At 56.9% G+C, this 22,372-nt stretch carries 22 protein-coding genes and 1 riboswitch; of the genes, 10 read left to right on the top strand and 12 right to left on the bottom strand.

Going from position 1 to position 22,372, the window contains the following annotated elements; genetic code table 11:
• The first annotated feature begins 42 nt into the window (after nt 1–42).
• Complete coding sequence (locus EYQ49_07670) at nt 43–756, top strand: hypothetical protein (protein HIG25749.1); 714 nt, start codon at nt 43–45, stop codon at nt 754–756.
• Here the strand turns inward: EYQ49_07670 and EYQ49_07665 are convergent.
• The 5 genes from EYQ49_07665 to EYQ49_07645 are packed head-to-tail and all read right to left on the bottom strand — an operon-like array spanning nt 748 to nt 3,738.
• Nucleotides 748–1,428: a 1-acyl-sn-glycerol-3-phosphate acyltransferase gene (locus tag EYQ49_07665; GenBank protein HIG25748.1), complete on the bottom strand. Its 681-nt coding sequence runs from the start codon at nt 1,426–1,428 to the stop codon at nt 748–750. The two genes, EYQ49_07670 and EYQ49_07665, sit on opposite strands and share 9 nt — an antisense overlap.
• A gap of 22 nt (nt 1,429–1,450) precedes the next feature.
• Complete coding sequence (locus EYQ49_07660) at nt 1,451–1,828, bottom strand: CBS domain-containing protein (protein ID HIG25747.1); 378 nt, start codon at nt 1,826–1,828, stop codon at nt 1,451–1,453.
• Nucleotides 1,828–2,073, bottom strand: coding sequence for a hypothetical protein (locus EYQ49_07655; protein ID HIG25746.1), 246 nt, complete (start codon nt 2,071–2,073; stop codon nt 1,828–1,830). The genes EYQ49_07660 and EYQ49_07655 overlap by 1 nt, the downstream gene beginning before the upstream one ends.
• A gap of 55 nt (nt 2,074–2,128) precedes the next feature.
• The gene (locus EYQ49_07650; GenBank protein ID HIG25745.1) at nt 2,129–2,923 is read right to left on the bottom strand and encodes a YceI family protein; all 795 of its coding nucleotides are present in this window, start codon (nt 2,921–2,923) and stop codon (nt 2,129–2,131) included.
• Between the two features lie 53 nt (nt 2,924–2,976).
• Nucleotides 2,977–3,738, bottom strand: a complete 762-nt coding sequence (locus EYQ49_07645; GenBank protein HIG25744.1) for an EF-hand domain-containing protein — start codon at nt 3,736–3,738, stop codon at nt 2,977–2,979.
• Between the two features lie 156 nt (nt 3,739–3,894).
• Here EYQ49_07645 and EYQ49_07640 point away from each other — a divergent pair, with 156 nt between their 5' ends.
• Nucleotides 3,895–5,166: an LLM class flavin-dependent oxidoreductase gene (locus EYQ49_07640; GenBank protein HIG25743.1), complete on the top strand. Its 1,272-nt coding sequence runs from the start codon at nt 3,895–3,897 to the stop codon at nt 5,164–5,166.
• Complete coding sequence (locus EYQ49_07635) at nt 5,163–6,557, top strand: hypothetical protein (GenBank protein ID HIG25742.1); 1,395 nt, start codon at nt 5,163–5,165, stop codon at nt 6,555–6,557. Before EYQ49_07640 ends, EYQ49_07635 begins: the two co-directional genes overlap by 4 nt.
• Before the next feature lie 15 nt (nt 6,558–6,572).
• On the opposite strand, the gene EYQ49_07630 is transcribed toward EYQ49_07635, so the two are convergent.
• The gene (locus EYQ49_07630) at nt 6,573–7,682 is read right to left on the bottom strand and encodes a class I SAM-dependent RNA methyltransferase (GenBank protein HIG25741.1); all 1,110 of its coding nucleotides are present in this window, start codon (nt 7,680–7,682) and stop codon (nt 6,573–6,575) included.
• Nucleotides 7,683–7,711: 29 nt separating this feature from the next.
• Nucleotides 7,712–7,969, bottom strand: coding sequence for a hypothetical protein (locus EYQ49_07625; GenBank protein HIG25740.1), 258 nt, complete (start codon nt 7,967–7,969; stop codon nt 7,712–7,714).
• On the opposite strand from EYQ49_07625, the gene EYQ49_07620 reads away from it, so the two are divergent.
• The gene (locus tag EYQ49_07620; protein HIG25739.1) at nt 7,947–8,867 is read left to right on the top strand and encodes a hypothetical protein; all 921 of its coding nucleotides are present in this window, start codon (nt 7,947–7,949) and stop codon (nt 8,865–8,867) included. The two genes, EYQ49_07625 and EYQ49_07620, sit on opposite strands and share 23 nt — an antisense overlap.
• On the opposite strand, the gene EYQ49_07615 is transcribed toward EYQ49_07620, so the two are convergent.
• Together EYQ49_07615 and EYQ49_07610 are read right to left on the bottom strand one after the other, a co-directional pair.
• On the bottom strand, nt 8,861–9,493 hold the full coding sequence (locus EYQ49_07615) for a TIGR03085 family protein (GenBank protein HIG25738.1): 633 nt from the start codon (nt 9,491–9,493) through the stop codon (nt 8,861–8,863). The two genes, EYQ49_07620 and EYQ49_07615, sit on opposite strands and share 7 nt — an antisense overlap.
• A complete protein-coding gene (locus tag EYQ49_07610; protein ID HIG25737.1) occupies nt 9,490–11,235 on the bottom strand; it encodes an AMP-dependent synthetase in 1,746 nt (581 codons plus the stop codon). The genes EYQ49_07615 and EYQ49_07610 overlap by 4 nt, the downstream gene beginning before the upstream one ends.
• A gap of 121 nt (nt 11,236–11,356) precedes the next feature.
• Between EYQ49_07610 and EYQ49_07605 the strand changes: the two genes are divergently transcribed.
• Genes EYQ49_07605 through EYQ49_07580 form a run of 6 tightly spaced genes read left to right on the top strand, consistent with a single transcriptional unit; the run spans nt 11,357 to nt 18,606 of the window.
• Complete coding sequence (locus EYQ49_07605; protein HIG25736.1) at nt 11,357–11,821, top strand: MaoC family dehydratase; 465 nt, start codon at nt 11,357–11,359, stop codon at nt 11,819–11,821.
• A complete protein-coding gene (locus EYQ49_07600; protein ID HIG25735.1) occupies nt 11,760–12,434 on the top strand; it encodes a methyltransferase domain-containing protein in 675 nt (224 codons plus the stop codon). Before EYQ49_07605 ends, EYQ49_07600 begins: the two co-directional genes overlap by 62 nt.
• A 9-nt stretch (nt 12,435–12,443) precedes the next feature.
• Nucleotides 12,444–14,336, top strand: a complete 1,893-nt coding sequence (locus tag EYQ49_07595; protein ID HIG25734.1) for an ABC transporter ATP-binding protein — start codon at nt 12,444–12,446, stop codon at nt 14,334–14,336.
• A gap of 42 nt (nt 14,337–14,378) precedes the next feature.
• Nucleotides 14,379–15,557, top strand: a complete 1,179-nt coding sequence (locus EYQ49_07590) for an acetyl-CoA C-acyltransferase (protein ID HIG25733.1) — start codon at nt 14,379–14,381, stop codon at nt 15,555–15,557.
• Nucleotides 15,557–17,053 carry a carboxylesterase/lipase family protein gene (locus EYQ49_07585; GenBank protein HIG25732.1) on the top strand — a complete coding sequence of 499 codons (1,497 nt, stop codon included), beginning with the start codon at nt 15,557–15,559 and terminating at the stop codon, nt 17,051–17,053. Before EYQ49_07590 ends, EYQ49_07585 begins: the two co-directional genes overlap by 1 nt.
• Complete coding sequence (locus EYQ49_07580) at nt 17,050–18,606, top strand: long-chain fatty acid--CoA ligase (GenBank protein HIG25731.1); 1,557 nt, start codon at nt 17,050–17,052, stop codon at nt 18,604–18,606. The genes EYQ49_07585 and EYQ49_07580 overlap by 4 nt, the downstream gene beginning before the upstream one ends.
• Here EYQ49_07580 and EYQ49_07575 read toward each other — a convergent pair.
• The 3 genes from EYQ49_07575 to EYQ49_07565 form a co-directional block, all read right to left on the bottom strand.
• Complete coding sequence (locus EYQ49_07575) at nt 18,603–19,589, bottom strand: ABC transporter ATP-binding protein (GenBank protein ID HIG25730.1); 987 nt, start codon at nt 19,587–19,589, stop codon at nt 18,603–18,605. The genes EYQ49_07580 and EYQ49_07575 overlap by 4 nt on opposite strands.
• The gene (locus tag EYQ49_07570) at nt 19,589–21,196 is read right to left on the bottom strand and encodes an iron ABC transporter permease (protein HIG25729.1); all 1,608 of its coding nucleotides are present in this window, start codon (nt 21,194–21,196) and stop codon (nt 19,589–19,591) included. The genes EYQ49_07575 and EYQ49_07570 overlap by 1 nt, the downstream gene beginning before the upstream one ends.
• Nucleotides 21,196–22,242, bottom strand: coding sequence for a thiamine ABC transporter substrate-binding protein (locus EYQ49_07565; protein ID HIG25728.1), 1,047 nt, complete (start codon nt 22,240–22,242; stop codon nt 21,196–21,198). The genes EYQ49_07570 and EYQ49_07565 overlap by 1 nt, the downstream gene beginning before the upstream one ends.
• Nucleotides 22,230–22,364: riboswitch (TPP riboswitch) on the bottom strand. Its footprint overlaps the gene before it by 13 nt.
• Nucleotides 22,365–22,372: the final 8 nt, after the last annotated feature.

Raw genomic sequence — 22,372 nt, 5'->3', positions numbered from 1 at the left:
CTGACTACCCGCCGAGAGAAACCTTGGACCTAAGATCTCTCTATGTCATCTCTGCGCATCGGCCTTCTTCGCAACGACGAGTTTGATGGAGCGCTGTACCAAAACTTTGGTGGTTACCAAGAACTCTTCACCGCATTATTAACCACAGAAAACTTTGTGCCAGAGATCACTGTTTACGATATGACGGCCGGACAACTCCCCGCTAGCCCTGACCAGCAACAAGGGTGGATCATCGGCGGGTCTCGTTCTTCAATCACCGAACCAGAGCCCTGGATGGCCGGCCTCTTTCGCTTCATTGAAAACCTAAACGCAGCACAAGCACCAACCGTCGGGGTGTGCTTCGGCCATCAAGCCATAGCCCACGCCCTCGGTGGTCAAGTAAGCCGTCGTGCCCATTGGGGCGTCGGCCTGCTCCCCGCCGAAATAAAAGCCACCGAATGGTGGATGGACCCTCTTCACGAGGCACCAATCATTTCTTTTTGCCACACCGACGAAGTAACTCAACTTCCTACAGGCGGCAGAACAATCGCTGAGGCTGACCACAGTCCGTTTGCCATGATGGCCATAGACAATCATTTTCTGAGTATGCAGCCCCACCCAGAATTCTCCGCTGGTTTCACCCACCAGCTCCATGAAGAATGGGGCCACCTTTTCGATGAAACTACCCGGGTTCAAGCGGCTAAGTCGTTGGCGAAAAACTCCGACCGGTCAGTCATCGGGTCGTGGATACGAACCTTTTTGACCCGATCAGCTTGAACGATTAACTTCCTGAGCCGCATCTTGCACTCGTTGCAAACTAAACGTTAAGGCCTCGGTCCAAGCCGCCAACGCACTGCGTGGCGCTTTCGGATCAGGCGGGTCCAAGGGGGCACCAACTACTACCCGCACCCGTTTTGGGCGAGGAAAACGCGAACCCGAAGGCATGGCTTCTTCAGTGCCGGCAATGCCTACTGGCACTACTTGAGCACCAGACTTAGCAGCCAAGTAAGCCGTGCCGTCAAAAAGTTCAGCAATTTGGCTGCCCTGGTGACGGGTGCCTTCGGGGAACACCAACACCATGTTGTCTTCTTTTAAAAGTTCCCGCGCTACCCGCATAGATTCTCGATCAGCACCGCCACGCCGCACCGGGAAAGCCCCCAAGGAAGCCAAGGCCCAACCCAAGGGGCGAATTTTAAAAAGGCTCTCTTTCGCTAAGGCACGAATCGGCCGTTTGGTCAGAGGCGACATCAACAACGAGTCAAGGTTCGAGCGATGCACCGGGGCCAAAATAACCGGCCCTCCCACGGGAATATTTTGTTGGCCCGAAGCTTTAACCCGAAAAAACGGCCACAGAATAAACCGGATCAACGTACGCACCAAAGCGTAAAAAGGATCCGCCGTCCATGCTGCGCTGGTTCGCCGGGCTCGCTCCTGAAGGTCGGTAGCCATAAAGAAACTTTATTGAGAAAAGCTAATGCTGCCCAATACGGGCACTCAAAACATCACGCAAACTCACCATGCCCACCAACTCACCGTTTTCCATTATTGGAAGGTGCCGGAAGCCTCGAGAAAGCATGAGCCCCGCTGCTTCCTCAGTGTCTAAATCTGGGCTGGCCGTATCGGGGTCAGGGGTCATCCACTTCTCAACCGCCGCGGCCCGCAAATCAGCTTCTTCGGCGGCCGATCGCAGCACGTCACGTTCGGTCAAAATACCTACCAGCATGCGGCCCTGCATAACCACTACCGACCCGAACCCGCCACGCACCATGACTTGAGCGGCATCACACATGGTGGAATCCGAAGCCAGGGTGACCACGTTGTCTGACATAACGTCTCGCAGGGTGGCCATCAGCCCACCCCGCCGGTTTCATCTAACCCATTTTCGGCCAACGCAGTAGCTGGGCGTTCTAAATCTCGGTTGAGTTGGCGCCAAAGGGTGCCCGCCCACACGCTGGCGTGTGGCCATTCTCGCCAAAAGGTCTGCAACACCGATGCGTCAAAATCATCGGCAGCTTGCCCTGGGGTGACTTCTCGCGCTAAGTCTTCTAACGCATCTATGGCTTCGAGCAGCCGTTCTGAGGCTTCGTGGGGCATGAGAACTCCTTAGTGTCCTCCTAGTCTCCCCCAGATTCTACTTTTACGCAAATGGTTACCCAGCAGGGCGTCGAAGGAAGAGTTGAATCTCAACGATGCCTTCGTCCTCAACCGAAATCACGATGGGCGCACTCGGAACTTCAACGCCGTAATCGGCAAACACCACTGGGAATTGGCCAGTCACCGCTATGACCTCTCCAACGAGTTGGGCAACCAACTCAATTTGGACTTCGTTCGTTACCCCTTTTATGGTCAACGTTCCCGTTGTTGCGAGGGTTTGCTCTCCTTCCGCTCCTGCTTCAAAAAGAAGCGGGCCCTGTAGGACAAACAGTGCCTCGGGGTAGGTGATGACATCGAGTGCTTCATAAACCGCATCGTCGCGCCGAGTCTGCTCGGTAACTATTGCTCCAAGTTCTGCCGTAACCGTGGCAGAAAGCAACGAAGAGTCGTCGAAGATGAACTCACCGGCTACTTCCGGGGTGCGTCCTACTGCTGTGGTGTGGCCGATGCCGAGCCCCAACTCTTCATTTACCCGAAAACCTACGAAACTACTGGAGAAATCATCAAACGACCCAATAGTGAGATCTGCTTCCCATATTCCAGAAACGCCCGCAGGCGCTTCCGTCGTTGTCGTTGCCAACGTGGTGGTGGGTGCCACCGTGGTGCTTAGAGCTGTGGTGCTTGGGACAGTGGTACTTGGAGGAACACTGGTGCTTTGTGAAGCGATGGCTACCGCAGCAGCCGAAGCAGCGCTCGGCGGTGGAGGCGCATCATCACGTAGAACAAAAAACCACAGAGCAACAACGGCCACCAAAAGCCCACCAAGGCCCATCACTACGTTTTTCCTCATAAACAAACCATACCTTTCTTCTTGATCCAGAAAAGGACCTTACAAAAATTTCGTTAACCGAATGAGGCTGCGAACTCTTCAAATTCTTCAAATTCTTCAAAATGTAACGAGCCGTTGTCATCTTCATCGTGGGCAAGAAACTTGTTACTCAACTGCTGCACTACTTGATCCGACATCGGTGCTTCTCCATCGGCGGCCCGCTTTTCTTCCATGTGTTGGATCATCTCCTCAACAGAAACTAGGGCGTTGCCGTCATGGTCTGCCTTTGAAAAAATGGCCGCCTCAATCGTCAAACCGTTGGGGGCTTGGCTATCTGTCTCTTCATCGCCCGCAGGCACGCTGGCCTCTGAGGTACCGTCACCTTCATCAAGGGCGCAAGACGAATGTGCGTAGTCAATCAATTTATTTGAAGCCTGTTGGTTCTCGAAATTTTCTGCTATGAAACTTGACTTCACCTCTTGAGGAAGTTCTTGAACGCTCACGTAATCGTAAGGGGCGACCAAATCAGCTCGATCCTTTACCAGTTGCAAGTAAATTACTGCCTCGTCTTCCAACTCTTCAGGAGCAGCAGCGACCAGTTGTGCTGTCCACCCAATTCTGGTTTCCCAATCTGCTGCAGAAGAAAGCTCGCCGCCTGATTCAGCCGTACTGGTTTGGATCCCGGCAAACACCTCACAAAAAACGCTGGCCGCTGCGGCCTCCGTGTTGGTGGGCGCAACAGTGGTGGGTACCACCTCAGTGGTCAATGTCTCGGCAGAACAAGCGCTCGCAACTAAAACACTCGCCACCATCAAACTCATGAAACGGGCCGTCATATTTTTTGAGGCTCCAAATTTTTTTCATAACGAAACCGTTCCTGAAGAAATTTTTAGAAAAAAACAAAATAAACAACCCTAATCAAACACTAACAAAGCAAAACACAAGTTTGGCCCGATGGGTCGCCCCAACAACGAAGGCCCTAGCCTCGGGCCATGAAGTTTGGTTTCTTCTATGAGCATCAACTGCCTCGCCCTTGGAACGACGGCGACGAACATCGTTTATTTAAAGACGCCCTTGATCAAATCGAGTTGGCCGATCGCCTTGGCTACGACTACATTTGGGAAGTTGAACACCATTTTTTAGAGGAATACAGCCACTCCTCAGCCCCCGAAGTCTTTCTCGCCGCAGCCAGTCAACGCACCAAACAAATACGACTCGGCCACGGCATCGTGTTGCTCCCTGGCCAATACAACCACACCGCTCGAGTAGTTGAACGCCTCAACACGCTGGACATTCTTTCCGACGGCCGGGTGGACTTCGGCACCGGTGAGTCGTCATCCACCGCAGAACTCGAAGCCTTCAGCGTTGAGCGGGAAACCAAGCGAGACCAGTGGCTAGACCACATTGAAGCAGCCACCGCCATGATGGTCGAAGAACCCTTTGCCGGTTGGGACGGCCCCTGGTTGAAGATGCCGCCCCGAAATATCCTGCCCAAACCCTTCCAAAAACCACACCCCCCGCTTTGGGTAGCTTGCAGCCAACGCGAAACCATTCAGTTAGCCGCCCAAAAAGGCGTCGGAGCCTTAACCTTTGCTTTCGTAGAAGCCGACGAAGCCAAGCATTGGGTCGACGAGTACTACAGCATTATCGGTTCTTCAGAATGCGTGCCCGCAGGTTTTGCCGTTAACGCCAACGTGGCTGCTGTGCTCCCCATGATGTGCCACCACGACGAAGCCACCGCCATTGACCGGGGCATCGATGGGGCACACTTCTTCGGCTACTCGCTAGGCCACTACTACGCCTTTGGTCAACACCACCCCGGCACTACCGACATTTGGGCCGAGTTTGAAAAAAACCGCAGCACCTACGGTTTCGACCGGGCTACCGCTGCGCAAACCGAGGTGGAACTACGAGCCCGTCTCGAAGGCACCCCGGCCACCATTGGGGAAGGACGACTCTCGCTGCGGGGCGCCATCGGCACCCCTGAACAGTTAAGGAAACTGCTGCGCCAATACGAAGCAGCAGGCATTGACCAAATTATTTTCGTCAGCCAAGCAGGACGCAACCAGCATCAACACATTTGTGAATCTATGGAAATCTTTGCCCAAGAAGTCATGCCCGAATTTGCCCAGCGTGACACCGAACGAGAAGCAGAAAAAACGGCTCGGTTAGAAAAATCCATCGCTGCCGCACTGCAGCGCCGACTAACTCCACGACGGGCCGACTCGGGTTACACCATCATTCCTCCTATGCTTTCTTCATGAAACTCTTTCGCCCCATCGCCCTCGGTTTGACCGCAGCTTTAATTGCTGCCGCATGTTCCACCGACCCGTCAGACCAAGAAGCATCCCCTGCTACCACAGCAGCACCCACCACCACATCTGCACCAGCTACCACAGCAGTCCCCACCACCACGGTGGATACCTCAGCAGCACCCACCACCACATCTGCGCCAGCTACCACAGCAGTCCCCACCACCACGGTGGATACCTCAGCAATCAAAACCACCGCCCAACTTGAGGCCTACATTTCACAAGCCGCATCTTTTAGCCAATCCGATGCGGCTTGGCTGCTCCCGGGGGAACTTGACCCCAAAGCCGGTGGCGCCCCCGGTTACACCCGTTACGTGTTTCGCGAAACCTCCGCTGGAGTAATCCCTTCGCTGATCGAAGGGCCGTTGGGGAAGCAAACCCGGTGCGATAAACCAGATCTCCCCTGCTCGTACCTTGATTTAGTAGAACTGCAGGCCTCTGGGGCACCTATCCCCGACGCCCTCAACATGACCAGCGAAGAACTCGCCACCCTGGTTGACCAACTCAACCAAACCGCTGCATTTGCGGCCGACCACACCGACGTGAACACCGCTTGCGCCGAGGGCTTTATCTCTGATCAAATTCAGACCCCCAACATGGGCTCTCACCTCTTTCGCCCTGATTGGATAGACGATGGCTTCTTTCCCGACCGGCCAGAGGTTCTTATTTACGCCCCCAGCGACGGGTCACTGCACCAAGGGCCCTTAGGGCAGTGCGTGGATGGGGTATGGAACGGGCCTCCGGTTTACCTCACCGGCACCGCTTATGTGATTCCCCCCTCGGTGATTGGTTTTGATCATCCAGAGGCCTACGCCAGCGACCTTGATAATTGGCATTCACATTTCAATATTTGCCGAGGAAAAAACACCGGAAGCGACTCTTTTGTCACCCAAGGCGAATGTGCGGCGGCGGGCGGAAGTTGGAGCGACGCCATTGGTTGGATGCTTCACGCTTGGGTTGTTCCCGACTTTGACAGCCAACTCGGGGTGTTCTCTATGTGGAACCCCACCATCGCTCCGGTGGCCAACGGCGGCGACATTTACACGTCTCGCAACGTGCAGGGGTCAGATTTCCCTGAAGGCGCCCGGCAGTCCATCATTGCCAACTTTGCTTTCGAAACAGTCATCGAAGCCAAAGTCGGCCAAAGCGTCTACTTCAACAACAGTGACTCAGTGCCTCATACGGTAAGCGCTGGCACCGCCGACGCTCCTGACCTCGAGTCTTTTGATTCTGGCTTTATGAGCCCCGGCGACAACTATCAACTCAACACCGATCAAGCAGGTAGTTACTCGCTGTTTTGCGTCTTGCACCCCGACATGACAGCCACCGTGGTCGTCAACTAGGCGCAACCCACCGAACTACTGGGCGAACTTTCCCGTCATAAACCAAGCGTGCTGGCCGCCCAATTCTAAAGTCAAAGATTCATTTAATCCAGGCCGTATTTGCCGAGCTAAATCTCGATCAGCGAGCAGCACGCCCAAGCCCCAGCCCCTGAGTTCTTTTTTGCCCACATTGCCCAAGGTGGCATAAAGATTACGCAGGTCTCGCTCCGCTGAAACCCGCCCACCCCACGGCGGGTTGGTGACCAAATGGCCGGGGCCACCTTCTGGGGTTTGTAAATCAGCAATGGGGGCAACCCGGAAATCAATGAGTTCCGCCACCCCGGCGCGCTCAGCGTTCGCTTGTGCTGCATCGATGGCTCCGGCGTCTCGGTCGGTAGCCACGATGGCTGGTACGGACGAGGTTGGCTCGGCCTGAGCCGTGGTAACGCTGGCCCAAGTGCCGGGTTGGAAGTCTGGCCATTGTTTAAAAGCAAACTGACGCTGCCCTCCTGGTGGCTGCCCGGTGGCTCGCAAGGCTGCTTCAATAGCCAACGTCCCCGACCCACAAAATGGGTCAATAAAAGGTGTCGTGGGGTCCCATTCGGAGGCCATTAATAACCCGGCAGCTACTGATTCACGTAGCGGAGCTTTGGCTAAGGCCTGACGCCATCCTCGTTCGTGCAGCGGCGCTCCCGAGGAATCCACGCTGACCGTAAAGCGATCGTGGCTGCCACGAACCACAAAAAGTTGTTCAGAAGCATGCGGGCTGACCAGCTTAAAAGCCCGCATGAAACGTTCTTCAACGGCTTTGTCGTGCCACAACTTTGATCGGCGGGTCGTTACCCGAAATCGGGCTTGCACACCGGCCGGCAAGTAGTCATCCCATTCGATTTCGTTTACCCGGCGCTCCAAGTCGGCGAAAGACCGTACGGTAAACCGCGCAATCCGCACCAAAATGCGGGTAGCGCAGCGCAGCGAACGGTTAGCGGCATACAACTGGCGGGTCGTCAGCGAGCAGGTCACTCCGCCTTTTTCGCTGCGGGTGTGTTTGACCCCCAAGTCGGTGAGCTCACCAACTACCAAAGCTTCTAGGCCGGGAGGGCATACCACCAGCACCTCATGTGAAGAAGATCGTGACTCAGCCATGTTCTTAGGTTACGGGGGCCTCTGACCTACTACGGTAAGAAGATGAGTAAATATTTCGTTCTTCTTAGTTTCTTATTGGTGGGTGTTTCTTGTGGATCAGAGAGCACCAGCAGTAACGCCACACAAACCACAGCATCCACCACGGCTCCTCCTTCCACCACGGCGGCACCCACCACGGCTCCTCCTTCCACCACCGCGGCACCCACCACGGCTCCTCCTTCCACCACCGCAGCGCCCACCACTACGGTGGCGCCCACCACGACTTTGCCGCCTCGGCCACCCACCATTGTTGAACTCTTAGCTCTGGACCGGCCTCTCAACATTGCCCACGCCGGTGGCGATCAGGACTACCCACACTCCACCATGTACGCCTTTACCCAAGCAGTAGCCGCTGGGGCGGACATGTTGGAAATGGATGTACGCATCACCGCTGACGGAGTACTGGTGGTCCATCACGATGCCACCGCCGAAGGAACCACCGGAATGAGCGGAGCCATTACCCAAACCACTTTGGCCGATGGGTCCATAAAAACCGTGGCCGACCTGACCCTTGACCAATTACAGGCTCTCGACAACGCTTACTGGTGGTCACCCACCTGCTGGCCTTGTCGAGAACTCGACGACGATCAATACCCCTTCCGCGGGGTACGCAGCAGCGAAGTAGCGCCACCCGAGGGTTACACCGCCGACGACTTTCGTATTGAAACGCTCCGAACCATTGCCGAATCTTTTCCGGGAATGCCTCTAGACATTGAAATCAAAGACGAAGGTGGGCTGGCCACCCAAGCCATTGATGCCCTAATAACTGTCCTTGATGACCTGGGCCGGCGAGACTCGGTCATTGTTGCTTCATTTTCCTCCGACATAATTGCCGAGTTCAAAGCAGCCGCCCCCGACGTAGCCACCAGCCCCGGAACCGACGAGTTAGTGGCATGGGTCTTAGGTGGCGAACCTCTCGTTGGTCACCTCGTCGTACAAGTGCCACCTTTCTACGGAGATATTGAGGTACTCACCGAAAGCTTCTTCGACGCCGCAAACCTGGCGCCCGTTGAGGTCTGGGTTTGGACCAGCGAAACCACTCAAGAGGCAGCCGATTTTTATGCAGAAATGCTCACTATCGGTGTAGACGGCATCATCACGGGCCGACCTGAAGTGACCGCTAAGGCCATCGCCGATGCTCAATAACCCAAAGGGCCGGTTTTTACTTCTTGGACCGCGGTCGGTTCGCCGGTTAGTTCAACCAGCGCTTGGTCTCGGCGCCCGGCCACAAACAACACCACCTCTAAGGGCTCCCCGGTAAGGGTCACCGGCCGGCCGGTTTTTCCGGCAGAAATGGTTTCTCCGGAAGGTCGGGCCAGCGTTAAGTTGATGTCGTTGAGTTTGCGGGTCATCAAACGAGCCGAACGTCCTTGTATGCCCCACAGTAAATCTTGGAGTTCGTCAAGACCGGTGCGTGGTTCCCACCCTTGTCTGGCCCGGCGTAGGTCTTCCAAGTGGATAGCGAACTCGGCCACATTCATTTTGCCATCAAAACGGCGCAGCAACTTTGGTGGGCCTGAACGAATTTTTTGCAACAACTCATCAAACGAGCCAGTGGCCAAGCGATCATTAACCCGAGTGGTATAGCGAGCGAACGGTCCGCCTAACAAAATACCCGGCATGGCCAACGGGTGCCGCTCCCGCAACACCAAATGAGCGGCCAAGTCAGCGACCGTCCACCCTTCACACAAAGTAGCCGCCTCAGGGCCAAGTTCTTGTGCGAGGTCAACAAAGGCTTGGCGCTCTGCTTGCGCCCACTGTGCGGCGTTCATGCGGTAGGAGTACCGATGAGGGCTTCTTTGAGGTCACGTTTAACAAACTTGCCGTTGGCGTTACGTGGCAACGGAGCATCCATAAACCAAATGTGTTCCGGCACCTTAAACGAGGCAATCAAAACGCGTACATGGTCCCGCAACTCATCGGGGGTAAGGGTGGCCTCGGGCAGCAACAAGATCGCTACTCCCACTGCTTCGCCCAATCGTTCGTCGGGCACGGCAAAAACGGCGGCCTCGGCAATAGCTGGGTGCTCATAAATAGCGGCCTCTACTTCGGCGGAATACACATTTTCTCCGCCCCGCAGAACCATGTCTTTGGCACGATCCACCAGAAACAAAAAGCCTTCATCGTCAAGGTAACCAATGTCGCCGGTATGGAACCAACCATCGGTAAGGATCTCGGCGTTGGCTTCTGGACGGTTTAAATAGCCGCGGAACACGTTGCCGCCCCGCACCCAGAGTTCGCCCCGTTCGCCAACCGGTTGGTCGGTGCCATCTTCGCCCACAATGCGTGATTCCAAAATCGGCACCACCGGGCCGGCCGAATCTGGCCGCGCGGTAAAGAAATGAGCCGAGTTCATAGAAATCACCCCATTGACCTCGGTCAAGCCATAGCCCGTAGAAGGGCGGCCCTCAAGTTTCTCTTCAATTTTGTGCACCAGGTCCGGCTGCACCGGTGCCCCGCCGCCGCCCAAATGCGCCAGGCTTGACGTATCCCGAGAAACAAAATCTGGGTGGTTAATGATCTCTCGAGCCATGGTGGGTACCCCAGTAAAGGTTGAGGGGCGATAGCGCTCAATGAGTTCCAACGCCACCCCGGCATCCCACTTGTGCATCAGAATCAACCGACCTCCGACCGCCGTGACCGGATGCAAACAGCAGTTGCAGCCCGTTACGTGAAACAACGGGATAGCCAGCACCGAGCCCGGCTCAGACGCCCCGGGCTCTTTGTGTGAACCAGCGGGAGTTTCCCCGGCGGCTACCGCTTTATTTTGCGCTGCCTCGGCCGTAGTTTGCCAGAAAGCCAAGTTCATCAAGTTCGACACGGCGCCCCGGTGAGTCAATACCGCACCCTTGGGGCGGCCCGTAGTACCCGAAGTGTAAAAAACACAAATGTCGTCTTCGGGGGAAATATCCAGCGCCGGAGCAGGCGGCAAATCAGCGGCCGCCGCTAAGGCAACTTCCCAATGGAGGGCGTCTTCGGGGAGGTCCCCTTCGGAACGCACCACCAACACATGCAGCGGGTTTTCAGCCCGCAAGGAACTCAACACCGGCGCTACTCGCTCCAAACGTTCACCATCTACTACCAAAGCTTTCGGCGTACTGTCGGCAATACCGAACTCCATTTCTGGGGTGGTCCACCAAGCATTCATGCCGACCAAAGCAGCACCGATTTTTATGGTGGCCCAATAGGTAACAACCCACTCTGGGTAGTTACGCATGGACACCGCCACCCGGTCGCCGTGGCCTACCCCCACCGAAGAAAGATGGGCCGCTAAAGCATCGACCTTTTGATGCACTTGGGCGTAGCTCAGGCTCTCTTGGCCATACACCAGATATTCGTTATCGCCTTGGGCAATTGACCCCGCCCAAACCAAGGCCATGTTGGGTGGCGCATTGTTGTAGACCCGGGTCGGCACCCCACGCACCTCGGTCACTGACCAACCAAAGGGACCTTCCGGCCCGGTCATTTCGTCCCATGCCGCACGGTAATGCTGGTCAACTGGTGAGCTCGCCATAAAAATTTGCCTCTTTTTCGATCGGTTAACCTTGACCATAGAGCGCAAATGTGGCGCCCGCCTTGACGGGCGGGCAGTTTTGCGGGCAACGTAGGAGATAACCGCTACTAAGGAGCCACCAATGAACGAAATAGCTTTTAACGATATTGAAGGATTACAAGCCGCCTGCACCGAAGAATGGGGCGAATGGGGACCCGAATATCACATGACCCAAGAAAAAATTAATACCTTCGCTGACCTCACCGGTGATCAGCAATGGATTCACGTAGACGAAGAAAAATCCGCCGCTGGCCCTTTCGGTGGGACCATCGCCCATGGGTTTTTTACCCTCAGTTTGGTGGCTTCCATTAACCGCAACGACGCAGTAAAACTCACCGGGGTACGCAACGCCATTAACTACGGCGCCGACGGCCTGCGCTTTCTGGCTCCCGTACCGTCCGGGTCGATACTACGAGCCCGTAGCCGCATGAAAGAAGTACGCGAACACAAAAAGGGCACCCTGATCGCCACCCAAGTAGCGATCCATGTTGAAGGGGTGGAGGTGCCTTCGGTGCTTTACGACTCCCTTACCCTTTTCCAGGGTTGAACCTTCGGTGGTTGACGGCCCCACTGCCCTCCCCGAGTGGGCGCAAAACCAACGCCCCCACCTCAAACCTTTGGTAGTAGGACGTTTCGGGGTCTCACCGCCTTGGTGTGACCCGGTGGGCGAGATTCCCCTGAGCATTGACCCGGGGCCCACCTTTGGCCACGGCGCACACCCCACCACCCAGTTGGTGTTGACCGAAATAGATCGTCTCATAAAACCCGGGCACACAGTGTTAGACGCCGGATGCGGTTCAGGGGTGCTGGGCATCGCCGCAAGTTGCGCCGGAGCAGGCTCGGTAACCGGCATCGACAACGACCCTGATGCGGTGGCGTGGGCCAATTTCAATGCCCAAGCCAACCGAGTAGAAGTTGAGGCCTCCACTTGTCTTCTTTCTTCTTTCACTAAACCTTTTGATCTGGTGGTGGCCAACGTCTTGCCCTCCGTACAAAAAATATTTGCCAGCGACCTTTGTCGATTAGTTTCAGGCCACCTCGTGCTAAGCGGTATCCCGGCTGACCAAGCCGACAACACGACGGCCCTTTACTCCGGCCACTTCACCGAAACTCAGTGCACCCACCAAGATGGATGGGTAGCCATCGTTTTGACTCCGTAGGCTCCGCACATGACTTCACCCATGCGCATGCTCCACACCATGGCGCATCAACAACCAGCCTCCGGAAACCTCGGCCCAGAAACCCGCCGTCGAGTGTGGGGGTTCGCCCGCCCCTACCGCTCACGCATCACCGGGTTTTTACTCACCCTGGTAGCGGCTTCCTTACTGGGGGTAGTACCGCCACTACTCTTTCGCCAAATCATCGACGGAGCCATCGCCAACAGCGACCGCCGCCAACTCACCTTTTTAGGCGGCATGGTGGTGCTAGCCGCCGTTGCCCAAGCAGTGCTTTCCTTCATGGAACGATTCTGGTCGGCCTCCATTGGCGAAGGACTCATCTTTGACCTACGCGTCGCTTTGTTCGACCACGTGCAACGCTTGCCGCTCTCCTTTTTTACCCGCACCCAAACCGGCGCCTTAGTTAGCCGCCTCAACAACGACGTCATCGGCGCTCAACGAGCGCTCACCGGCACGCTGGGCACGGTGGTATCTAACACCATTACCGCAATTGTCACCGTCACCACCATGATGATCCTGGAATGGCGCATCACCGTTTTGGCGCTCGTCATGCTGCCACTTTTTGTTTTCCCGGCCCGCAGAGTTGGCCAAATAGTGGCCGACATCACTCGAGAAGGCATGAACCTCAATGCCTCCATGAACAACACCATGACCGAACGCTTCAACGTGTCCGGTGCGCTGCTCGCCAAACTCTTTGGCCGACCCGACGAAGAACGCGACGGGTTCGCTAATCGGGCCGACCGGGTACGACAAATCGGCATCCGTAACGCTCTTTATAGCCGCACCTTCGTTATTGCTCTTACCTTGCTAGGCGCCCTCGGTACCGCCGCCGTTTACTGGCTAGGTGGCTCGCTGGCCATCGAAGGAGCCATCACCATCGGCACCCTCGCTTCGCTAGGTGTGCTGGTTACCCAACTCTTTGGCCCCCTCACCCAACTCACCACCGCTCGCGTTGACCTCATGGCCGCCTTCGTTTCGTTTGAACGAGTCTTTGAAGTACTCGACGCCCAAAACCCAGTAGCCGACGCCCCCGACGCCCAAGACCCCCAAAACCTCTTAACCTCTGGCGGCCTACGCTTTGACAACGTGTCGTTTCGCTACCCCTCACCCGGGGAAACCACCGTGGCCTCACTAGAAACTGAAATCCTGACCGACCCCAACGAACCAGAACGACTGGTCCTGGAAAATATTAATATTTCGGTCGAGCCCGGAAAAATGTTAGCCATAGTAGGCCCCTCAGGCGCCGGTAAAAGCACTATGGCCTCGTTGATCCCTCGCCTGTACGACGTAACCGAAGGAGCCATCACCGTCGACGGGCATGACGTACGGTCGCTAACTCAAGACGGGTTACGAGCCCGCATCGGGGTAGTCAGCCAAGACCCCCACCTGTTCCATGAATCAGTAGGCGAAAACCTGCGCTACGCCCGCCCCGAAGCCACCGATCAAGACCTGATCGAGGCCTGCCGTTCTGCTCGTATTCTCCACGTCATTGAAGACCTCCCCGAAGGGTTTGACACCATGGTAGGCGAACGGGGCTACCGGCTTTCCGGAGGAGAAAAACAACGCCTAGCTATTGCCCGCCTGCTGGTTAAAGACCCGCTCATCGTTATTTTGGACGAAGCAACCAGCCACCTCGATACCGAAAACGAGGCGTTAGTGCAAGCCGCTTTAGCTGACGTGTTGGCCGACCGAACCTCCATAGTTATCGCCCACCGTCTTTCTACGGTAATGGCCGCCGACGAAATCGTGGTTCTCGACCAAGGCCAAATAATTGAACGCGGCACCCACCAAGAACTCAGAAAAGCCGGTGGCCTCTACCAAGACCTGTGGTCCACCCTGGTGGGAGCCGACCCGGACGACAGCCCTACGGATTCCACCGATTAACCTAAACATCACGCCGCACCCGGCCACCCATCAAGGAGAACCATGTCGCCCATAGTAATTTTAAGCGGAGCCCGCACCCCCATCGGCAAACTCCAAGGCTCTCTAGCCAGCCAAAGCGCCACCGACCTCGGAGCGGTGGCCATCAAAGGCGCCCTCAAGCGAGCAGGCGTTACCCCCGAGCAAATAGATTTCGCCTACCTCGGCAACGTGGTAGCAGCCGGCGTAGGGCAAGTACCAGCCCGCCGAGCCGCCGCCGACGCAGGAATCCCGCTGACCACCCCGTCCACCTTGTTAAACCGGGCCTGCCTCTCTGGCCTCCACGCCATACACCTCGCCAGCCAAATGATTCGCCTCGGTGAGGCAGAGATGATCATCGCCGGCGGGATGGAATCCATGACCAACGCCCCATACCTCTTAACCAAAGCCCGTTCTGGCTACCGCATCGGCGACGGAAAACTTGTTGACTCCATGATGTACGACGGGCTGACCTGCACGCTTGAACACTGCGCCATGGGTGAATCCACCGAACGTTACGCCGCCCAACGCGGCATGGAACGCAGCCCCCAAGATGCCCTCGCAGTATCTTCACACCAACGAGCAGCCGCCGCCCAAGCCGCTGGTTTACTGGCCCAAGAAATCGTGCCGGTCAGCATTGCCCAGCGACGCGGCGACCCCGTGCTGGTAACCGACGATGAAGGTATTCGGCCTGACATTGACCAAGAAACCTTGGGTCGATTGGCCCCCGCTTTTTCCCCCGACGGCAACCTGACCGCCGGCAACGCCTCGCAAATATCTGACGGAGCCGCCGCCGTCATCGTCACCACCATGGAACGAGCCGAGGCATTAGGCATTGAGCCCCTGGCCGAAATCGTGGCCCACGGGCAAGTAGCAGGCCCCGACACCAGTTTGTTAAACCAGCCCTCCAACGCCATAGAAAAAGCACTCACCAGCACCGACTTGAGCATCGCCGACCTTGACCTTTTTGAAATAAACGAAGCGTTCGCCGCCGTGGCCCTTGCCTCTACCGAGGCTCTCGGGGTGCCCGATTCAGTGGTCAACGTAAACGGAGGAGCCATAGCCTTAGGCCACCCCATTGGTATGTCAGGAACCCGGGTAGCGCTGACCTTGGCTTACCAACTCAAACGCCAAGGCGGAGGCCTCGGAGCCGCCGCCCTCTGCGGCGGCGGAGGACAAGGCGAAGCCTTGATAATAAAAGTCTGATGGAAACCACCGAGAACCCCCAAGCAACCACCGCCCAAGGCCAAGTAGTCGGCCGTACCCGCCATGGCGTCCACCGTTTTTCAGGCCTGCCCTACGCCGCCCCACCAGTGGGTGACCTGCGCTTCGCCCCGCCAGCCCCACCCGAGCCTTGGGACGGTCAACGAGACGCTCGGCGCTCCGGGCCCGCTGCCCCGCAACTCCCCGGCGAAGGACTCACCAACCGCATACCGGTGGACTGGGACGAAGACTGCCTCACTCTCAACGTGGTCACCCCAGCAGTAGATGACCAGCAGCGACCGGTCTATGTGTGGATTCACGGCGGCGGCTATCTCCATGGCCAAGGTGCTGTGCCCTGGTACGACGGCACTTCGTTTGCGTTGACCAACGACATTGTGGTGGTCACCATTAACTACCGGTTAGGTGCCTTAGGTTTTTGTAATTTGGGACCACATTTTCCTCAAGACCCTCAGTTATCAACCGCCGGCCTCAACGGAACACTGGACCAAATTGCCGCCCTGCGTTGGGTAAAAGAAAACATCGCCAACTTTGGCGGCGACCCCAACCGCGTCACCATCGGCGGAGAATCAGCCGGCGCTTTTAGCGTCTGCAACCTCATGGCCTCCCCGGAAACCTCCGGACTTTTTCATCAAGCCATTGCCCAAAGCGGAGCCGCCCACCATATTCACCCCCCAGAAGACGGCACGGCCATCGCCGGTGAACTGCTGACCGAATTAGGCCACCCCACCGCCCAAGAATTACGCACCCTGCCCGTTTTAGACATTTTGGAAGCCCAACAACGAGTAATCGAAAACGACCACAACCGAACCCAGGGGGTCGACGCCTTTTACCCCGTGTGGGGCAACGCCGCCTTACCTCAACCCCCCGCAGACCTCTTGGCGCAAGGAGCGGCCGCTGGCGTTGCCCTGCTCATCGGCACCAACCAAGACGAAATGGCTTTATGGGGCATTACCAGCCTCGACGAAAACCAAGCCGAACGCTATGTAGGCCGCATGGTGGACAACCCCGAAGATCTTTTAACGATTTACCGGCAACGCTTAGGGCACCTTGACCCCGGCTGGTTAGCGTGCGCCATCTCGACCGACTGGGTCTTCCGCATTCCCGCTATTCGTTTAGCCGACAACCGGCACGCCCACCAAGCCACCACCTTTATGTACCAATTCTCCTGGGACTCCCAAGCCCTCGACGGCCTCTTAGGGGCCTCTCACGCTTTAGAGATTCCTTTTACCTTCAATACCTTAGACCGGCCCGGGGTCAGCGACTTTTTGGGCGACGTGGAACGCCCCGACGCCGTAGCCCAAGCCATGCACCAGGCCTGGGGGGCATTCATTGCCACCGGAAACCCCTCCACGGAAACCCTCGGCACCTGGCCCACCTACACCCCACAAGACCGCCACGTCATGGAGTTCGATGACCAACACACCCTGTTGAGCGACCCCGAACCACAAGAACGTGAACTCTGGCAGCATCTGCGATGAACCCTCCGGCTCTCACGCTGGACCACCGAGGACTGGTGGTACGCCCCGCCCCCAACCCCGCCCCCCAAGGGCCCTTCACCACTGCCGGCCTCTTGAACTACGGGTTGGCTCATCACCCCGAGCGACTGGCTCTCGTACACGACAAAATCGAATATTCTTGGCAAGCCTTAGCGGCCCAAGCCGAAGCGGCGGCCGGTGGGTTGGCCTCTCTGGGCATCCGCCCCGGCGACCGAGTGGTAGCCCGCATAGCCAACGGCCCAGCGCTCGTTGAAGCCTTCTTAGCCACCCAACAACTCGGCGCCCTATGGCTCGGCATAAACCCCAACCTTAGCGACGACGAAGCCTGCTGGATGATGGACGACGCCCGAGCCTCGCTAGTTCTCACCGACCCCGACCGTCCCGTAGGCAACCGACCCAACCTGAACCTCTCCGAGTGGCAAGACCTCCTGGCCGCCGGACACCCAGCACCAGAAACTCTTATCGACCCCCACGCACCAGCGGCCATTGCCTACACCAGCGGCACCACCGGGCGCCCCAAAGGAGCAGTACACAGCCAACACAACCTGTTATGGCCCGGGGTCAGCACCCGCACCCTATACCCCCCACTGTCCAACGAACGCAACGGCACCGCTCTGGCCCTAACCGTACTCAACATGATGATCTTGGGGCCCATCTCAGCCTTTGTCCGCGGCACCGCCACCGTCATTTTGAACCCTGGCCCAACCGCCAGCATCGCCCAAGCCATAGAAAAAACCAAGGTCAACCGGATGCTCATGGTGCCCACCCAAATACACGACATGGTCCACGACCCAAAAATTACTGCCAAACAACTCTCCTCACTCAGCCAAGTCATCGTGGGCGCCGGGCCCACCCCGCCAGAACTACGCCAAGCCTGGCAAGACAAGTTCGGCTTCCCCTGCACCATGGGCTATGGGCTTTCTGAAGCCCCCTCAGGGGTAGTACGCCAACGCCACGATGCCCCTCAAACCGACGAAAACGGTGCCGGCCAAGCCCTCGACCCCGTGGTCTTGCACATTCTGGACCCAGACGACCTGCCGCTGGCCGCCGACCAAACTGGCGAAGTTTGTATCGGCCCACAAACCACTGGCCCCTGGGCCGGAGTATGGACCCCCATGCTGGGCTACTGGAACCAACCCCAAGCAACCCAACAAGCTTTACGCGGCGGGTTACTCCACACCGGCGACTTGGGTTACCTAGACCAAGACGGGCTCCTCACCTTGCGGGGACGACGCAGCGACCTGATTCTGCGCGGCGGCGCCAACGTGTACCCCTCCGAAGTAGAACGTGTGCTGTTGACCTACCCGGGCGTCAACCAAGCAATCGTGCTGGGCCTCCCCGATGAACGTCTCGGCCAACGAGTAGCCGCCGCCCTCGTCGCCCATCCCGACCTTGACTTAGACGACCTGGCCAAGTTCACTCACCAAAAACTCGCCGCCTACAAAGTGCCCGACGCTTGGCACATTGTTCAACGCTTTGAACGCAACACCATGGGCAAAGTAATACGCGCTCAGGTGGCCGAACTCTTTAACTAAGTAGTCGAAGACCTCAACGGCACCACCGCATCATCAGACCAAGCCAAATACACCAAGTCGCCAAGACCCACCGACTCAACAGCGCTTAACTGCAAAAGTTGACCACCGGCTTCAACTTGAAGATCGTAGCGGCCTTGCGAAAACACCGACCCAACTACCCGAGCCGCCACCCCAGTAGGCGCCAAACGCAAGCCATCGGAACGCACCAACACCAAACCAGCCTGGCCACCCAACCGCCCCAACACACAATGGCCTTGATCATCAAGCGACAAAATATTTTGATGACCAATGCTGCGAGCCACCGCTTCCGTCCGCGGATCAGCCCAAACCTCAACCGGCCGGCCACAACGAGCAATCTGGCCACCATCCATCACCGCAATGCGATCCGCTAAAGCAAACGCCTCACCATGATCGTGCGTAACGTAAATAGCCGACTGGCCCAACTCACGCAAAAGCTGGCCCAAGTCGCTGACCAGCCGATCCCGCAAAGCACGATCCAACGAAGCCAACGGCTCATCCAGCATCAACAAACGAGGATCCGGAGCCAAAGAGCGAGCCAAAGCCACCCGCTGAGCCTCCCCGCCCGACAAAGCGTCAACCGAGCGGCCTTCAAAACCGACCAAACCGACTAAAGCCATCAACTCAGCAACCTTTTTCTGACGCAGTTCGGCCCCCCAACCAGCAATACGCAAACCAAAAGCCACGTTGTCGGCTACCGACAAATGGCCAAACAAAGCATGATCTTGAAACATCATGCCAAAACCCCGTTGATGCGCCGGCAAACCGGTTAAATCTTGCGCCCCCCAAAATAATTGGCCTTCGCTAGGCGTTTCTAACCCAGCAATGGTGCGCAACAAGGTGGACTTACCGCACCCCGAAGGACCCAACAACACCAACACTTCCCCCGCCGCCACCGACAAATCGACTTGATTCAGCACATGATTTCGACCAAAACACACGCTGACTCCCTCAAGACGCAGCATTAGAAATCACCCCGTACCACGCCTCGACCACGGGGACGCCCTTCAATCACCAGCACCGCCAAACCGGTCAACACCATAAGAACCACCGCCAAAGCCATGGCCTGGCCCCGCAACACGTCACCCGGGGTACCCAACAACCGAAAAAGAGCCAAGGGCGCCGTCAAACGGTCGGGATGGCGAGGCAAAAAAGAAGTCGCCCCAAACTCCCCCACCGAAACAGCAAAAGCAAAAGCCGCCCCCACCGCCAAAGCCCGACCCGCCAAAGGAAAATCCACCAAACGACCCACCTGAAAAGACGAAGCACCTAACAACCGGGCAGCCTCCCGCACCTTGGGGTCAATACGACGCAAAGTAGGCACCACCGTACGCAAGACAAAAGGAATACCAATCAAAGCATGAGCCACCGGCACCAACCAACGCCACGACCGAAAATCCAACGGAGGGGCATCAAGAGCCACCAACATGCCGAAACCCAAAGTCACCGCCGAGACCCCTAAAGGCAACATCATGCCGAAATCAAAAAAATGACTCAGAGAACGGCGGCCATACACCACCACCAACGAAGCAAAACCACCTACCACCACAGCCAACGCCGTAGCCACCACAGCAAAAAGCAACGAATTACCCAAAGCAGTCATGGCCGAAACCGGAAGTAACGTCACCCGATCAGTCAGCGCCCGGTAGTTGCCCAGCGAATACCCGTAACCAGTAGCCAGCGACCGCTCCACCAGCACCAACATCGGAAGCCCAAGCGCCACCAACAACAACCCCAAGTTGGCTCCCAACAACCGTCGAGAAGGCACCGGACGAGAAACAAGACGAGTTTGCTCCCGGCCACCCCGACGACGCTGCAAAAAGTTACTAACCAACACCAAAGACATCACCGCCCCCAACTGCACCACCGCCAAAGCCGACGCCGACGCCATATCGCCCCGCCACACCGCATGACGCCAAATTTCTGTTTCCAACGTCGCCCGGGTAGGCCCACCCAAAAGTAAAATCACCCCAAACGAAGTAAAACAAAAAAGAAAAACCACCGAAGCGGCCGAAGCCACCGCCGGCGCCAAACGAGGCAAAGTCACCCGAAGAAAAACTTGACCCGGACGAGCACCCAACAACCGAGCCTGGTCCTCAACCCGACCATCAAGACCCTCCCAATAAGACCCCACGGTACGCAAAACAATCGCTAAGTTAAAAAATACGTGAGCGGCCAACAACGCCCACACCGTGTGACGCATACGAAACGCCCCATCGTTTAACCCAAACTGCTCAAACAATGCAGTGAACGCACCCGCCACCACCACCGTAGGCATAACAAACGGCACCGTAGCCAAAGCCCGCAACAAAGAACGCCCCCGAAAATGAAAGCGAGCCAACAAATGCGCCCCCGGCAAAGCCAAAACTAGAGCAAGCACCGTTGAAGCCGCCGCTTGCCACACCGTGAACCACAAAACCCGCCAAAACACCGCATCACGAAGCAAGCCCCAAAGGCGCTCCCCAGTAAAACCTCTCACCAAAATATTGGCCACCGGCCAAAGAAAAAACACTCCCAAAAAGGCGACAGGAACCAGTACCACCACAGGCCAAGCGAGGCGGCGCAAGGTCATCAACGTAAAACGATCTGTGTCCAACGTTCAGTCCACTCATTGCGGTGAGCCTCAATGTCGGCCGGCGAAAGCTGATACGGGTCCTCTGCCAAACGAGCAAAGTTCACAAAAGCTTCCGGCAAAGCCGCCGTCTGAGAAGCAGGAAAAACAAACATGTTCAAAGGAATATCCTCTTGAAAAGTATCCGACAACATGAAGTCAATAAGTGCTTGGGCAGCCGCTTGATGAGGCGTGCCCTTTAGTACCCCGGCAAACTCAATTTGTCGAAAACAAGTATCCAGCAACACCCCGGTGGGCGGAGACACAACTGGAGGATCGGCATAAATAAACTCAGCCGGAGGGCTCGAAGCATAGGAAACCACCAACGGTCGGTCACCGCCACCCGAAACAAACTGGCCATAGTAGGCCTCCTCCCAACCGGTGGTAACCGCTACCTCGTTACGTCGCAAAGACGCCCAATATTCTTCCCACCCATCGCCATATTCGGCAATGGTGGCCAACAGAAAAGCCAGACCCGGCGAAGAAGTCTCCGGATTTTGTACCACCAGTTGACCGGCGTAACGAGAATCAATCAAATCATCGAGGGAATCCGGCGGAGGCAACGTCTCGTCAAACCGATCACCCCAATAGTTGATACACACATCACCAAAATCAATAGGGGTCACCCGGTGCTGGCCATCGAGTTGCAAGGCCGAAGGGACGTTACTTAACGCCGGAGACGCATACGGTTCGAACAAATCGGCATCTAACGCCCTTTGCAAAAACGTGTTGTCAACACCATAAAGTACATCGGCCACCGGGTTGCCAGCCGTCAAAATAGCGGAAGCAACCATTTCACCCGCATCACCGCCCTCCAACAACTCCACCTGCACTCCGGTTTGATCAGTGAAAGCCTGCAAGGTTCCTTCAGAAACCCAGAAAGAACCGTGAGTTAGCAAGGTAATAGTTTGACCATCGATACCTTCCGGCACGGGCTGAGATGCTTCTTCACCACAGGCCACCAGCGTTAACCCAGCCAGTAAGAAAAAAGAAATGAGACGTTTCATGAGCGCTCCCTCCGCTGGCATTACCCAGTTCAGGTTTAGCGGGTCGGCAGTACCCCTGCAGCCTCGCCACAGCCTCTGCCCTCTCAGCCCGGCACAAGGCCCGAGCTCCCCGGTTTGGTTATCACTGAAA

It is taken from the genome of Acidimicrobiia bacterium (assembly GCA_012959995.1).
In the GTDB taxonomy this organism is placed as follows: domain Bacteria; phylum Actinomycetota; class Acidimicrobiia; order Acidimicrobiales; family MedAcidi-G1; genus MedAcidi-G2B.
The sequence above is the reverse complement of the archived record's forward strand: the minus strand, read 5'-3'. Positions and strand labels throughout refer to the sequence as shown.

Bases quoted from the DNA above. Each gene is read 5' to 3' on its own strand.
- EYQ49_07670 (HIG25749.1), top strand. From the start codon at position 43: ATGTCATCTCTGCGCATCGGCCTTCTTCGCAACGACGAGTTTGATGGA.
- EYQ49_07665 (HIG25748.1), bottom strand. From the start codon at position 1,428: ATGGCTACCGACCTTCAGGAGCGAGCCCGGCGAACCAGCGCAGCATGG.
- EYQ49_07660 (HIG25747.1), bottom strand. From the start codon at position 1,828: ATGGCCACCCTGCGAGACGTTATGTCAGACAACGTGGTCACCCTGGCT.
- EYQ49_07655 (HIG25746.1), bottom strand. From the start codon at position 2,073: ATGCCCCACGAAGCCTCAGAACGGCTGCTCGAAGCCATAGATGCGTTA.
- EYQ49_07650 (HIG25745.1), bottom strand. From the start codon at position 2,923: ATGAGGAAAAACGTAGTGATGGGCCTTGGTGGGCTTTTGGTGGCCGTT.
- EYQ49_07645 (HIG25744.1), bottom strand. From the start codon at position 3,738: ATGACGGCCCGTTTCATGAGTTTGATGGTGGCGAGTGTTTTAGTTGCG.
- EYQ49_07640 (HIG25743.1), top strand. From the start codon at position 3,895: ATGAAGTTTGGTTTCTTCTATGAGCATCAACTGCCTCGCCCTTGGAAC.
- EYQ49_07635 (HIG25742.1), top strand. From the start codon at position 5,163: ATGAAACTCTTTCGCCCCATCGCCCTCGGTTTGACCGCAGCTTTAATT.
- EYQ49_07630 (HIG25741.1), bottom strand. From the start codon at position 7,682: ATGGCTGAGTCACGATCTTCTTCACATGAGGTGCTGGTGGTATGCCCT.
- EYQ49_07625 (HIG25740.1), bottom strand. From the start codon at position 7,969: ATGGTGGGTGGCCGAGGCGGCAAAGTCGTGGTGGGCGCCACCGTAGTG.
- EYQ49_07615 (HIG25738.1), bottom strand. From the start codon at position 9,493: ATGAACGCCGCACAGTGGGCGCAAGCAGAGCGCCAAGCCTTTGTTGAC.
- EYQ49_07610 (HIG25737.1), bottom strand. From the start codon at position 11,235: ATGGCGAGCTCACCAGTTGACCAGCATTACCGTGCGGCATGGGACGAA.
- EYQ49_07605 (HIG25736.1), top strand. From the start codon at position 11,357: ATGAACGAAATAGCTTTTAACGATATTGAAGGATTACAAGCCGCCTGC.
- EYQ49_07600 (HIG25735.1), top strand. From the start codon at position 11,760: ATGTTGAAGGGGTGGAGGTGCCTTCGGTGCTTTACGACTCCCTTACCC.
- EYQ49_07595 (HIG25734.1), top strand. From the start codon at position 12,444: ATGACTTCACCCATGCGCATGCTCCACACCATGGCGCATCAACAACCA.
- EYQ49_07590 (HIG25733.1), top strand. From the start codon at position 14,379: ATGTCGCCCATAGTAATTTTAAGCGGAGCCCGCACCCCCATCGGCAAA.
- EYQ49_07585 (HIG25732.1), top strand. From the start codon at position 15,557: ATGGAAACCACCGAGAACCCCCAAGCAACCACCGCCCAAGGCCAAGTA.
- EYQ49_07580 (HIG25731.1), top strand. From the start codon at position 17,050: ATGAACCCTCCGGCTCTCACGCTGGACCACCGAGGACTGGTGGTACGC.
- EYQ49_07575 (HIG25730.1), bottom strand. From the start codon at position 19,589: ATGCTGCGTCTTGAGGGAGTCAGCGTGTGTTTTGGTCGAAATCATGTG.
- EYQ49_07570 (HIG25729.1), bottom strand. From the start codon at position 21,196: ATGACCTTGCGCCGCCTCGCTTGGCCTGTGGTGGTACTGGTTCCTGTC.
- EYQ49_07565 (HIG25728.1), bottom strand. From the start codon at position 22,242: ATGAAACGTCTCATTTCTTTTTTCTTACTGGCTGGGTTAACGCTGGTG.